This window comes from Microtetraspora fusca (assembly GCF_001570365.1).
Taxonomy (GTDB): domain Bacteria; phylum Actinomycetota; class Actinomycetes; order Streptosporangiales; family Streptosporangiaceae; genus Microtetraspora; species Microtetraspora fusca.
Genome location: NZ_BBYK01000040.1, coordinates 318,118 through 331,275 on the forward strand (window position 1 = coordinate 318,118; position 13,158 = coordinate 331,275).

Consider the following 13,158-nt stretch of genomic DNA (forward strand, 5'->3'; position numbering starts at 1 on the left):
CGCTCACACTACCGCCGCTTCGCGATCCACCCCCGTCGGTTCCTCCGGGATCACGGCAACCGGCCGTCCCGGCATCCAGCGCGCCATGAGGAGGGCGCCGACCAGCGCGACCGCGGCCGAGCCGAGGGCCGCCCAGTGGATGCCGCTGACGAACGCCTCGCCGGCCGCCTTCATCAGCCCGGCCCCCTGCGGGCCGAGACGCTCGGCGACGCCGGCGGCGCCGGAGATCGACTCGGTCACGACGTGGTGGAGCTGCTGCGGGACGCCGGTCACCTTGCCCTCCATGCCGTCGCGGTACACGGCGGAGAGCACCGCGCCGAGGATGGCGATGCCGAGGGTGCCGCCGACCTGGCGCACGACGTTGCTCATCGAGGAGCCCACGCCGGCCTTCTCGCGGGGCAGGGCGTTCATGATCGCGGTGGTCGCGGGAGGCATGATGTGGGCCATCGCCGTGCCCTGGATGAACGTGAGGACCAGCAGCATCCAGATGGGCGTGTCCACACCGACGAGGGCGTAGGCCGCGAGGCAGGCGGTGATCACGAGCATGCCGACCGTGCCGACCGCCTTGGCGCCGTACTTCTCGACGACCTTGGAGCTGCGCGGCGCGAAGATGAGCTGGGCCACGGCGAACGGCAGCACCAGGGCGCCCGACTGGAGCGGCGAGTATCCCCGCACGATCTGCCAGTAGAAGGCCATGAAGAACATCACGCCCATCGCCGCGAAGAAGACCAGGCCGACGCTGGCGATCGCGGTGGAGAAGGCGGCGTTCCTGAAGTGGCGCACGTCGAAGGCCGGGTGGTCGATGCGCCGCTCGTACCAGAAGAACGCACCGAGGATGGCGAGGCCGAGCAGCGACGGGACGACGACCGAGACGTCGGCGAAGGTGCCGAGGTCGCTGATCCGCACGATGCCGTAGACCAGGGCCACCAGGCCGACGATCGACAACAGCACACCGACCGGGTCGAGGCCGGTCTTGGCGGGGTCCTTGGAGTCGGGCACCAGGGACGCGATCAGCACCAGGGCGATCAGCACGATCGGGATGTTGACCAGGAAGACCGAGCCCCACCAGAAGTGCTCAAGAAGCAGGCCGCCGGTGATCGGGCCGATCGCGACGGCGATGCCGACGCCGCCCGCCCAGATGCCGATCGCCCTGCCCCGCTCGTGGATCGGGAAGACGTTCGAGATGATCGCCAGCGTGGCCGGCATGATGGCCGCGCCGCCGAGCCCCATCAGCGCGCGGGCCATGATGAGCTGCATCGGGTCCTGCGCGTACGCGCTGACCAGCGACGAGAGACCGAAGATGACCATGCCGGTCAGCAGCATCTTCTTGCGGCCGTACCTGTCGCCCAGCACGCCGAAGGTGAACAGCAGCCCCGCGAAGACGAGCGTGTAGGAGTTCATCGCCCACTCCAGCTCGCTCTGGGTGGCGCCCAGGCCCTGCACCGGGTCGGCGATCGTCTTGATCGCGACGTTCAGGATGGTGTTGTCGAGCACCACGGCCAGCAGGCTGAACACCATGACGCCGAGGATCTGCCATCGGCGTGGGTGACCGGTATGCGCGTCCAAAGAGTCCCCCAGTGAAGTTTCGATACGCATGAGTTTCGGAACGGTACCGTAGCGGAGCGAGATTCGATACGCAACCGTCGCGTTTCATAATGTGGACGACCAGGCCGCCTGCCGTCCGGCCCGGCCACGTCACGCTCGCAGGCGGCGACGGGTGGGGCGGCCACCGCGTGTGAGGCCGGCCTCCCGCGCCTCCTCAGTGGCCAACCCCGGCCAGCCTCGCAACCTTCCCGGAACGTTCCCCGAACGACCTCGGAACGCCCCGGGAACGACTCCGGGCGGGTCGGGGCGTCAGAGCGACGCGGACACCGGCTCGGCGGCCGGCCGCCGGGCCTCGCGCCAGAACGGGAAGGCGATCAGGACCAGCACCAGCCCGACGGAGCCCGCGGCCGCGAACGCCCAGGCCGGGCCGTGCGTGTCGACCACCGCCCCGGCCGCCGGACCGGCGCAGGCGCCGCCGATCAGCAGCGCGGTGCCGTGCAGGCCCATCGCCTCGCCGCGCGCCCCCGCGGGCACCCGCCCGTTGATCGCCGCCACGGTGGCCGACATCGCGGGCGCGCACAGCAGGCCGGCCGGGACCAGCGCCAGGCACAGCCACCACCAGCCGCCGCCGACGATGCCGACCGGCACGGTGAACACGCACAGGACGCCGGTGAGGAGCAGGGGCGAGAACCCCCGGGGCAGCCCGCCGTACACGAACCCGCCGATGAGGGAGTATCCGCACCAGAGCCCGAGCACCAGCCCGGTCCACTGGGTGGCCGCCCCCGCCTTGAGCATGGCGACGACCGACAGCTCGGTGGTGGTCAGGACGAAGGTGAGCGACGACGCGACGCCGAGCAGCGTGAGCAGCCCGGGCCCGAGCCACCTGCGTCGTGACACCCTCTCGGGGATCTCCTCGCCCGGGGACTGTGTCGGCGGGTTCAGCGCATACAGGGCGACACCGGTGCCGACCAGTCCGACACCGACCGCGTACATCGTCATGGTGGTGCCGAACCCGGTCGAGAGGGCGACCGCCAGGGCCGGGCCCACCATGTACGACACCTCGACGGCCATGGAGTCCAGCGCGAACGCCGACTGGTGGCGCTCCGCGGGGACCATCGCGCCCAGGCACTGCCGGAGGGCGCCGAAGACGGGCTGGGCGAACAGCCCCGCGACGAGCGCGCCGGGGATCAGCGCCTCATACGGGAGCAGCGGAGCGGAGCACCAGAAGACGAGCTGGACCGCTGTGGTCACCGCGAGCACGGGGCGCAGTCCGCGCCGGTCGACGAACCGCCCGGCGAGCGGCGAGCCGATCGCGGCTCCGATCAGGTTGCCCGTGCCGACCAGCCCGGCTTGCAGGAAGCCCATGCCGAGCCCGTTGACCACGTGCAGGGTGAGCGTGATGCCCGTGCCCGTCATCGGGATCCTGGCGAGCATGCCGACCAGCAGCAGCGTGCGGACTCCCGGCAGGGCGAGAACCCTCCGATAAGGTTCGAGTGCCATTTGGTGCGTACCTCCGGGATGGCATTGTGCCGTGCCGCACCGACAGGATTTCCACCGGATTACGGTCAGCCCCTCGGGTGTTCTATTTGCGGGCCGCATGCGATGATCTGACTGTCCGGGGACGCCACAGGGGCGCCACGAGACCTGGAGGTAGCCATGTCCTCTGTTTCCGCTGCATCCACCGCTCTCTACGGCGGCACGTCGGGGCGCAGGGTGACCGTCCGCGATCTCGCGACGGCGAAGGAACGCCACGAGAAGTGGCCGATGGTCACCGCGTACGACGCGATGACGGCGAAGATCTTCGACGAGGCGGGCATCCCCGTCCTGCTCGTCGGCGACTCGGCCGCGATGGTCGTCTACGGGTACGACTCGACCCTGCCGGTCACGGTCGACGACCTCATTCCGCTCACCGCCGCCGTGGTACGCGGCTCCAGCCGCGCGCTGGTGGTCGCCGACCTGCCGTTCGCGTCCTACCAGGCGTCGCCGCAGCAGGCGCTGGAGGCGGCGGCCCGGTTCATGAAGGAGGCCGGGGCCCACGCCGTGAAGCTGGAGGGCGGCCGCCGCGTGCTGTCGCAGGTCGAGATGCTCGTGTCGGCCGGCGTGCCGGTCATGGCGCACATCGGCCTGACCCCGCAGTCGGTGAACGTCCTCGGCGGGTACCGCGTGCAGGGCCGGGGCCAGTCGGGCGACGAACTGATGGCCGACGCAAAGGCCCTTGAGCACGCCGGCGCGTTCGCCGTCGTGCTGGAGTGTGTCCCGGCCGAGCTGGCGGAGCGGGTGACCGCGTCGCTGAGCATCCCCACCATCGGCATCGGGGCGGGCGGGGGCACCGACGCCCAGGTCCTCGTCTGGCAGGACCTGATGGGCCTCACCCCGCACCCGGCGAAGTTCGTGAAGAAGTACTTCGACCTCGCGGGCGAGATGGGCCGGGCCGTCCGGACATACGCCGACGAGGTCGTCTCCGGCGCCTTCCCCGCCCCCGAGCACAGCTACCACTGACCGCCGCGGCGGACCGGTCCCGTCGTCACACGGGACCGGTCCGCCGGGGCGTCAGCCGAGCGCCTGCGCGAAGTCGGCCCACAGATCTTCCGGGTGCTCGATGCCGACGGACACCCGGACCGTCCCCTCGCCGATGCCCGCCGCGGCCAGCCCGGCCGCGTCGAGTGACCGGTGCGACGTCGTCGCGGGGTGCAGGATCAGCGTCTCGACGCCGCCGAGCGAGGGCGCGAGCAGCGCGAGCCGTACGGAACTCATGAACGCCTCGCCGGCCGCGCGGCCCCCGCGCAGGTCGAACGAGAACACGCCGCCGAAGTCCGTCAGCAGCTTGGCCGCCACGTCGTACGACGGGTGCGACGGCAGGCCGGGCCAGTGCACGGCCGCCACGGCGGGGTGCTCGGCGAGGCGGGTGGCCAGCAGGCGCGTGTTGGCGCAGTGGCGCTCCATGCGCAGCGCCAGGGTCTGGATGCCGCGCAGGGTGAGCCAGGCGGCGAACGGGTCCGCCGTGGCGCCCAGCTCGATCGCGTACGACCAGACCTTGCGGTGCAGCTCGGCGGAGGCGAAGACCGCGACGCCGCCGAGGACGTCGGTGTGGCCGGAGAGGTACTTCGTGGTGGAGTGCACCACCACGTCCGCACCGTGCTCGATCGGCCGGCACAGGATGGGCGAGGCGAACGTGTTGTCCACGACGGTCAGCACCCCCGCCTCGCGCGCGGCGGAGGCCATCCCGGGCAGGTCCGCGACCTGGGTCATCGGGTTGGCGATCGTCTCCAGATAGAGCAGCTTCGTCTCCGGCCGTGCGGCCTCGCGCACCGCCGCCGGGTCCGCCTCGCGGACGTACGTCACCTCGACGCCGAACCGCGCGGTCAGGTCGGCCAGCATGTGGGCGGTGCCGCCGTACAGCGGGCGCTGGGCGATCACGTGGTCGCCCGGGCTCAGCAGCGCGAGCAGCACCGAGTTGATGGCTCCCATTCCGGAGCCGGTGGCCACGGCCGCCTGGCCGCCCTCCAGCCCGGTGACGGCCTCCTCCAGCGCGCGCACCGTGGGGTTGGAGAGCCGCCCGTAGACGAAGGCGCCGTCCGGGCGCCCCATCCCGTCAGCGAAGACGGCCGGGCTGTCGAACGCGAAGCCCGACGTCTGGTAGATGGGGACCGTGATCGGCGTGCTGCCGTTCAGTTCGGGTCGGGGCAGGTGGACGGCTCGCGTCTCCGGGCGCAGGGTCATGCCCACAAGGATTACCTGGTCGGCCCCCGGATGTCAGATCCGGGGGCCGCCACAAAACCGTGCAAAGCGATCCGCAGCCGCTCCCGCCGACAGCCTGAGCGCGGGTGCGGCTCCGGGGTCACCGACCCAGCGGCCTGGGCAGCCGGATCACGACCAGCCGGTTCGGCACGCCGCTGTCGATCAGCCTGCCGTCCGCGTCGAAGTCGCCGAGCCCGAAGTCGTTGTCGTTGGCCAGCGCGATCGTTCGCCGGTCCAGCACGGCGACGCCCTCGATCTTGCCGGGCAGGCCGGGAACCACCGTGTTCGGTTCGAGCACCAGCGACTTGGCGACGGGCGTGATGCCGGTCAGGTCGGTCAGCGCCTCCAGGGACGGCGTGGTCGCCGCGTCGTCGTACGCGCCGCCGAGCAGGTTCGTGGCGCGGGTCAGGTCGATCTCGTAGATCCGCGCGACGTTGTCCGTGCGCTCGTCGACGAGGAGCCGCCCCGGTCCCACGTAGGCGAGGCCGGAGATCTTCATCTCGCTCTGGTCGCCGCCCGCCTTCGGGTCGAAGGTCGCCACGTCCTCGAACCGGTAGGCGTACTCGCCGGTGACCTTGCCGGCACGCACGTCGAAGGTGAGGATGCGCCCCACGCGCGACTTCTTGGCGGCCTTCTTGTCCGGGTTGGCGAGCGGGCTCTGCACGGCGAGGAAGAGGGTCCGCTCGTCGGAGGAGAGGGCCAGGCCCTCGAAGCCGCGGTTCTGCTGCCGGGAGGCGAGGATCGCGGGGAGCGTCTCCTTCACGGGGTAGTTCGTCCCGGTGAGCCCGAGGCCGCGCGGCACATGCCGTTCGAGGACGCGTCCCTTGGACGAGACGCGCAGCAGCGAGGGGCCGTACTCCTCGACCAGCCAGAAGTCGCCGCCGCGGGTGCGGACCAGGTCCTCGGTGTCGATCCCGTCCGGGTTGTACGACAGGACGGTGCGGCCGTCCCAGGTGTAGGGCGTCTCGTCGTGGCCCGCCTGGTTGGACAGGCCGGTCACGCCGGCCCCGGAGGCCCCGGTGATCGGGATGTACTGCTTGATCGCGGCCTTCCCGCGCTCCACCGCGACCTTCACGATGGCCGGGTTGAACTCCGGCACGGGGAAGGTCCGGCGCTTCTCGCCGTCCACGGTCGGCTGCCCGTTCGGGCCCCGGTCGGTGACCATCCAGAACTCGCCGTTCCGGTCGCCGGGGAACAGGCCGCTGCCCATGCCGCCCAGCCGTACGCCGTGGTCGTCGGTGATCGACGGCTGGACGAGCTTCAGCGCCGGGGCCGGCAGCGTCACGTCGGTGACGACGGCGGGTGCCCCGCCGTGGGAGCCGGCCGGGCTCGGACCGGCGGCGGCCGAAGCGGCGCAGGGCGCGGTCAGGGCGAACGCGGCCGCGGCAGCCAGGCCGGCGGAGAGGGGACGGAACACGGGGACCGCCTTTCGGACGTGGGACTCCAGCGCCCGAAGGTAGTGATCATCGCTTTCCCTCCGGTGAAGGTCCGGTGAACGACGCCCGACACCCCGCCGTCGGGCGCGTCCCGGACGGCGTCAGACGTCGGTGACCCGGAACCCGGCGTGGGCCTTGTACCGGCGGTTGATCGCGATCAGGTTGGCGGTCAGCGCCTCGACCTGGCCCGCGTTGCGCAGCCGTCCACCGTAGATGCCCCGCACCCCCGAGATGCGCGACGCGAGCGCCTGGACGATGTCCGTGGCCTCCCGGTCGTCGCCGAGCACGAGGACGTCCAGGCTGACCTCGTCCACCTCCGGGTCGAGCAGCAGCACCGCGGACACGTGGTGGAACGCCGCGACGACCCGGCTGTCCGGAAGGACGGCCGCCGCCTGCTGGGCCGCGCTGCCCTCCTCGACCGGCAACGCGTACGCGCCCTGCTTGTCGAAGCCGAGGGGGTTCACGCAGTCGACGACGATCTTCCCGGCGAGCTCGGTGCGCAGGGACTCCAGGGTGGCCTTGTGCCCGTCCCACGGCACGGCCACGATCACGATGTCCGCCTCGGCGGCGACCGCGGCGTTCTCGGCGCCGCGTACGCCGATGCTCTCGGCGGCCGTGTGGGCGCGCTCGGCGCTGCGCGAGCCGATCAGGACGGTGTGCCCCGCGAGGGCGAACCTGCGCGCCAGGCCCTTGCCCTGGTCGCCGGTGCCGCCGAGGATGCCGATGGAGAGGCCGGAAACGTCCGGAAAGTCTTTGAGCTCAGCCATAGGCAGATCATGCCAGGGCGTCTTCGGCACGCCGCCGCCCGGGGCGGTGTGCGCCGTACCGGCCGCGCGCTCCAGGCCCCGCGAAGAGCGACATGACGGGCGGAATTTCCCGGCGTGTCAAGAGCGACATTCACCGGACCGCGCGTGGACATGTAAGGCACGATGGGGCGCATGGATGCTGACTCGGTGAGCCTCCTCCGCGAGGTGCTCGCCTCGACCGGCTGGCTGGAGCGCACCCGAGAGCTGGGGCGGGCGCTGCGCGCGACCCGGTCCCCCGGAGGGCTGCTCCTGGTGGGAACGCCCGACGACGAACCCTGGCACCTGACCGCCCACCTGTCGGACGAGGCGCGGCTGTCGGGGCTCTCCCAGCTCACCCCGACCCTGCTGCGCTGGTCGCCGCCCGCGAACGCGCCCGCCCACCTGCGGGTCGGGCTCAACCGGCTGCGCGACGCCCGGCGCGGCGAGACGCTCTTCGTGGTCGCCGAGGAGCAGGCCCCCGTGCCGCTGCTGGAACGCGTCGACGACGCGCGGCGGACCGGGGCCACGATCCTGGCCCTCGACGGCGGCGACCCCTCCCTGGAGTCCCTGGCGCACGACGCGCTGGCCGTCCCGCGCCTGGACGGCCCGCTCAGCTTCGACGGCGCCCAGCACCTGGTGAGCAGCGCGGCGGGCGACATCCGGCGGCTCGGCCTGCGTCAGCGCCTGGCCCGTCTGGTGGACCGGGTCAGCGGGCCGCACGTCTCCGACTGAGGCGCACCCACCTCACCGCGATGCCGGGTGTGGTCGGCCGCCCGCGGCTCCTACACGCTCGCGTCGTGGTCGTTCTCGTGGGTGATGTCGTAGCCGTCGCCGATGACCCGCCACCCGCGCAGCACGTTGCTGTGCGGGACGGCGGTGAACCAGCGGACGCCCGCCTCTGCGGCGGCGCGGCCCAGTCCGGTGCCGCGGGCGTCGATCACGGCCCGGTCCGCGTGGCGGGCGGCGCGGCTCAGCGCCATCGTGACCGCGACGCCGGTGTCGCCTTCGGCGAGCACGACGAAGTCCGTGGGCCGCCCGTCCACGAGGGCGTCCGGACGGCTGGCCCGAGACGGGCCGGGGCGCCGCTCGTCAATGGGGGCCACGGCGACGACACGATGTCCCTCGGCCGCCAGCAGCGCCGCGACCCTGCGCTCCGGACCGGAAAGGCGGCGTGCGCGTTCGTCCACGCCGCTCAGAGCTCCCGGCTCGCCGAGGTCCGTCATGAGTCACCTCCCGCCCCAGGCCAGCTTTACAGGCCATCGGCGGAGATGTCCCCCAATGTCAGGTCAAAGCACTACTCGTCCCATTCCTCGTCCTGGACCTGCCACGTCTCGTTCCGCTCCGAGGCGGTCTGCAGCGCGCGGGCCGCCTCCGCCTCCGTGGCGTACGGACCCATCCGGTCCTTGTTGGGGCAGCCCTTCTCCGGCTCGACACGCATGTGCTTCAGGCAGAACCACCATTGACCACTCACGGGGCTAATCCTCCCCCCTCCAGACCGCATCTAGACTTGACCGCATGACAACACTCCTCCGGCCAGGGCGAGTGTCGCCCATGCGTAAGGTCCCCGCCCACATCGAACGTCCGGAGTACGTGGGGAAGGCCGCCCCGAAGAAGGGCACCACCGACGTCCAGACCCCGGAGACGATCGAGAAGATGCGGATCGCGGGCCGGATCGCCGCCCAGGCCCTCGAGGAGGTCGGCCGGCACGTCGCGCCCGGCGTCACCACCGACGAGCTGGACCGGATCGGCCACGAGTTCCTCTGCGACCACGGCGCCTACCCCTCGACCCTGGGCTACCGCAGATATCCCAAGTCGCTGTGCACCTCGATCAACGAGGTGATCTGCCACGGCATCCCGGACGACACGGCGCTGAACGACGGCGACATCGTCAACGTCGACATCACCGCGTACATCGGGGGCGTCCACGGGGACACCGACGCGACGTTCCTCGTCGGCGAGGTGGACGAGGAGTCCCGGCTGCTGGTCGAGCGCACCCGCGAGGCCACCATGCGGGCGATCCGTGCGGTCGCCCCCGGGCGCCAGCTCAACGTGGTCGGCCGGGTGATCGAGGCGTACGCGAAGCGGTTCGGCTACGGCGTCGTCCGCGACTTCACCGGCCACGGCATCAGCACGTCGTTCCACTCCGGCCTGATCGTCCCGCACTACGACGACCCCTCGCTCGCGGTCACGCTCGTGCCCGGCATGACGTTCACGATCGAGCCCATGCTCACGCTGGGGACGATCGACTACGACATCTGGCCGGACAACTGGACCGCCGTGACCAAGGACCGCAAGCGTACGGCCCAGTTCGAGCACACGATCCTGGTCACCGACTCGGGCCACGAGATCCTGACGCTCCCCTAGCGCCCCCGCCGTGTCGCGCTGAGATCGTCAGCGGGAGCGGATCACCCCGGTGACGGTCGTCCCGCCACCGGGGACGCTGTTGATCGTCAATGTGCCTCCGGCCTCGGCGAACCGGGCCCGCATCGCGGCCAGCCCGCGCCCCGGGCCGGACGCGACCTCGTCCACGGCGAACCCGGCTCCGTCGTCGCTCACGGTCATCCGCAGGCCCGCCTTCCCGGCGGTGACGGCGACGGACACCTGCCGCGCGCGGCTGTGCCGTTCGACGTTGGACAGGGCCTCGACGAGAGTGGCGTACACGGCCTGCGCGACCCGCCGCGACACCGGCGCGGCGGGCAGCGCCCAGATCTCGACGGCGATGCCGCAGCGCTCGGACCACTCCGCGAGGTAGCCCTGCAGGGCCGCGGCCAGATCGCCGTTCGGCCGGATCCGCAGTTCCTCCGCCACCCCGCCCCTCCTCAATCGTCGCGCCGCCTTCCGGCCGACGGGGCGACGCGGACGCCGACGGCACGGGCTTCGAACAGTTCGCCGATCGTGGCCCACCCCGCTCCCGGGGTGGGCGTCACCTGCGGTTATGCCCGCCCGCCCGGCAGGTCACGCGCTTCCACCGTACTCGTGGGCGGCGTCGCCGGGCGGCTCATCGCGTCATTTCGGCGAGCGGCTCCGGAGCCGCTCACTGGGCGGTGTCGCGCTTGTTCAGCTTGGCGAGGTAATCGTTGTAGGCGTCCAGTTCGGCGTCACCGGTGCCGCCCACCTTCGCGGCCCGCTCCTCGGCCCGGCGGTCGGCGCGCCGAGCCTGCCGGTCGTCGGCCCGCCACCACTGCAGCGCCAGCGCGATGACCACGATCAGGGTCGGGATCTCGCCGAACGCCCAGGCGATCGCGCCTCCGGTCTGCTGGTCGGACACCGACGACGCGCCCCAGGTGCGGCCGAGCTGGGCGTACCACTCGGAGGCGAGGAGCGTGCTCATGCTCATCAGCGCGATGCCGAAGAACGCGTGGAACGGCATGGTGATGAACAGCAGCAGCAGCCGGCCGACGTGGGGCAGCCGGTGCGGCCCCGGGTCCACTCCGATGATCACCCAGAAGAACAGGCAGCCGCTCACCAGGAAGTGGACCGTCATCGCGATGTGCCCGAGGTGCTCCTGCATCGCCGCCGCGAACAGCGGGGTGAAGTACAGGGCGTACGTCGACACGATGAAGATCGCTGTCGCGATCGCGGGGTGCGCGATGAACCTGACGTAGCGGCTGTGCAGGAGAACGGTCAGCCACTCGCGCGGGCCCCGGTCGCCGCGCCGTACGGCGGGCTTGAGCGCGCGCAGCGCGAGCGTGACGGGTGCGCCGAGCACGAGCAGGATCGGCACCAGCATGGCGAGCACCATGTGCTCGGCCATGTGGACGCTGAACAGCACCGGCGCGTACTTGGCGACGCCGCTCTGGGTGGCGATGACGAGGATGATGACGCCGATGAACCAGGCGGCGGTCCGGCCGCGCGGCCAGGAGTCGCCCCGGCGGGCCAGCCGTACCAGACCGGCCACGTAGAGGCCGGCGAGGGCGGCGGCGACGACCGCGAAGAACAGGTCGAACCACCACAGCGTCACCAGGTTGCCCAGCGAGATCGGCGGCGGCACGAGGTAGCCGAGCAGCTCGTAGGCGCGGTCGATCGGCCCCTTGATCTCCGGCGGGGCGGTGCGCGCGAGGGCGACGGCCAGGCCGACCGTCGCGGCCATCAGCAGGATCTCGCCGAGGGCGAGGCGCAGGAACGCCCCGGACTTCCCCGCTGCCAGCGCGGGGACCGTGCGGCCGCGGTGCCACCAGCCGATCACGCCGAGCCCGACGAACGCCACCGTCTTGGCCACGATCAGCAGGCCGTACGACGTGGTGAACAGCTCCTCGACCGACGCGAGCCGGGCGAGGACGCTCGCGACGCCGGACAGACCGACGCCGATGAAGCACCAGAGGGCCATCTGGGAGAAGCGCGCGGCGGCGACGTCGAGCCGGTCGCCGCCGCGGTAGGCGTGCACGCACAGCACGCCGAGGCCGCCCACCCACAACGCCAGGAAGATCACGTGGAAGGCGACCGATGTGGTGGCGAGGCTGTGGTTCGGCGAGGAGGACGAGTGGCCGGTCAGCGCGGGCGGCAGCAGCGTGGCCATGGCGAAGAGCAGCAGCCCCGCCGCCGCGCCGACGGTGATCGCGCCGCGCGCGAACAGCGCGATGGCGACCGCGAAGAGCACGACCAGCGTGAGCGCGATGCCCTGCGGGACCTGGCTGGCGTAGCTGGTCAGCTCGTTGCCGCCGAGGACGTCCGCGACCGGCATGCCGAGCGCGTCGGACAGGTTGAAGACGAGGGCCGACGCGGCCGCGGCCGCCCAGACCAGCGCCGACCACGAAGCGGCCTTGACGTACTCCTGGGCGGGCTTGCCGAGCACCCCCTTGTCGCTTGGGAGGAACGCGACGCTCATCACGAGCAGGCCGATCGTGACGAGGCCGGCGCCGTCCATGGCGAGCTTGGACAGCGGGAGCATCCAGCGGGTGAACACGCCCTCGTCGGGCAGCCCGGGGATGATGCGCGGGCTGGCCGCGCCTCCGGCCACCATCGCGACCACCAGCGCGACGGCCGCCGCGCAGACGGCGGCGACCGCCAGGCGCGCGGTGCGGCTCACGGCTTCTTCCGCATGCTGATGGCCATCCCGATGCCGATGCCCGCGATGCCGAAGACCACGATCCACACCCAGGCCGGGATGGCGCCCTTGCCCGCGTCCGCTTCGGCCTGATCGTCCGCCGCCGGCGTCGCCGCGACCGTGGCCGGCGCGGCGCTCTGCTCAGGGGTCGGCTGAACACCGGAGGCGGCCGGGGTGGAGGGCGCCGCGGAGGCGGTCGCGTCCTGGTCGGCCGCGGCGGCGGAGCCGGTCACCGTGAACGGGATCTCCCCCTCGATCGGGTGACCGTCACTGGAGACGACCCGCCAGGCGACGCTGTACTTTCCGGCGGGCAGGGAGCCGGCCACGGCCTGGGTCACCTCCGAGCCGGAGACGGCCGGACCGCCCGACTCGTACCGTCGGCCGTCCTGGCCGCGTACCAGGACGACCGGGTAGCGGACCGGTTCCGAGAAGGTCAGGCTCACCTTCGTGAGTTCGTCGACCCGGGCGTTCTCCTTCGGGTCGCTGCTCCTGAGCGAGGTGTGGGCCAGCGCGGGCATGGCGAGAGCCGTACCGAGCAGAAGGGTCGCGACGAAGGCGACCACGGCCGCAAGCGGGGATTTTCTCATGGCAGCAACAAGGCTACCGACGC

At 72.0% G+C, this 13,158-nt stretch carries 13 protein-coding genes; 3 read left to right on the plus strand and 10 right to left on the minus strand.

From position 1 onward, the window contains the following. Positions 1-3: 3 nt before the first annotated feature. Both AWQ68_RS06855 and AWQ68_RS06860 read right to left on the minus strand, forming a co-directional pair. Positions 4-1,596: an MFS transporter gene (locus tag AWQ68_RS06855; RefSeq protein WP_245655775.1), complete on the minus strand. Its 1,593-nt coding sequence runs from the start codon at positions 1,594-1,596 to the stop codon at positions 4-6. Positions 1,597-1,854: 258 nt separating this feature from the next. Further along, positions 1,855-3,045: an MFS transporter gene (locus AWQ68_RS06860; protein WP_066936346.1), complete on the minus strand. Its 1,191-nt coding sequence runs from the start codon at positions 3,043-3,045 to the stop codon at positions 1,855-1,857. Between the two features lie 156 nt (positions 3,046-3,201). On the opposite strand from AWQ68_RS06860, the gene panB reads away from it, so the two are divergent. Continuing rightward, complete coding sequence (panB, locus tag AWQ68_RS06865) at positions 3,202-4,044, plus strand: 3-methyl-2-oxobutanoate hydroxymethyltransferase (protein WP_066936348.1); 843 nt, start codon at positions 3,202-3,204, stop codon at positions 4,042-4,044. Positions 4,045-4,095: 51 nt separating this feature from the next. On the opposite strand, the gene AWQ68_RS06870 is transcribed toward panB, so the two are convergent. From AWQ68_RS06870 to npdG, 3 genes are all read right to left on the minus strand, one after another. Further along, positions 4,096-5,265 (minus strand): trans-sulfuration enzyme family protein, encoded by a 1,170-nt coding sequence (locus AWQ68_RS06870; RefSeq protein WP_066936705.1) that lies wholly within the window; start codon positions 5,263-5,265, stop codon positions 4,096-4,098. 118 nt (positions 5,266-5,383) lie between these two features. Beyond that, complete coding sequence (locus AWQ68_RS06875) at positions 5,384-6,700, minus strand: esterase-like activity of phytase family protein (RefSeq protein WP_084463706.1); 1,317 nt, start codon at positions 6,698-6,700, stop codon at positions 5,384-5,386. A 120-nt stretch (positions 6,701-6,820) separates the two neighbouring features. Then, a complete protein-coding gene (gene npdG / locus AWQ68_RS06880) occupies positions 6,821-7,486 on the minus strand; it encodes an NADPH-dependent F420 reductase (protein WP_066936353.1) in 666 nt (221 codons plus the stop codon). Positions 7,487-7,657: 171 nt separating this feature from the next. On the opposite strand from npdG, the gene AWQ68_RS06885 reads away from it, so the two are divergent. After that, positions 7,658-8,236: a hypothetical protein gene (locus AWQ68_RS06885; RefSeq protein WP_174554082.1), complete on the plus strand. Its 579-nt coding sequence runs from the start codon at positions 7,658-7,660 to the stop codon at positions 8,234-8,236. A 50-nt stretch (positions 8,237-8,286) separates the two neighbouring features. On the opposite strand, the gene AWQ68_RS06890 is transcribed toward AWQ68_RS06885, so the two are convergent. Together AWQ68_RS06890 and AWQ68_RS06895 are read right to left on the minus strand one after the other, a co-directional pair. Then, entirely contained in the window at positions 8,287-8,727 is a 441-nt protein-coding gene (locus tag AWQ68_RS06890) for a hypothetical protein (protein WP_066936358.1), read from the minus strand. Between the two features lie 71 nt (positions 8,728-8,798). Further along, on the minus strand, positions 8,799-8,975 hold the full coding sequence (locus AWQ68_RS06895; RefSeq protein ID WP_245655776.1) for a hypothetical protein: 177 nt from the start codon (positions 8,973-8,975) through the stop codon (positions 8,799-8,801). A gap of 44 nt (positions 8,976-9,019) precedes the next feature. On the opposite strand from AWQ68_RS06895, the gene map reads away from it, so the two are divergent. Beyond that, positions 9,020-9,868: a type I methionyl aminopeptidase gene (map, locus tag AWQ68_RS06900; RefSeq protein ID WP_066936363.1), complete on the plus strand. Its 849-nt coding sequence runs from the start codon at positions 9,020-9,022 to the stop codon at positions 9,866-9,868. A gap of 27 nt (positions 9,869-9,895) precedes the next feature. Here the strand turns inward: map and AWQ68_RS06905 are convergent, their stop codons facing one another. From AWQ68_RS06905 to AWQ68_RS06915, 3 genes are all read right to left on the minus strand, one after another. Next, positions 9,896-10,312, minus strand: coding sequence for a sensor histidine kinase (locus AWQ68_RS06905; RefSeq protein WP_066936365.1), 417 nt, complete (start codon positions 10,310-10,312; stop codon positions 9,896-9,898). Between the two features lie 226 nt (positions 10,313-10,538). Then, positions 10,539-12,530 (minus strand): bifunctional copper resistance protein CopD/cytochrome c oxidase assembly protein, encoded by a 1,992-nt coding sequence (locus AWQ68_RS06910; RefSeq protein WP_066936368.1) that lies wholly within the window; start codon positions 12,528-12,530, stop codon positions 10,539-10,541. Then, a complete protein-coding gene (locus tag AWQ68_RS06915; RefSeq protein WP_084463708.1) occupies positions 12,527-13,135 on the minus strand; it encodes a copper resistance CopC family protein in 609 nt (202 codons plus the stop codon). Before AWQ68_RS06915 ends, AWQ68_RS06910 begins: the two co-directional genes overlap by 4 nt. Positions 13,136-13,158: the final 23 nt, after the last annotated feature.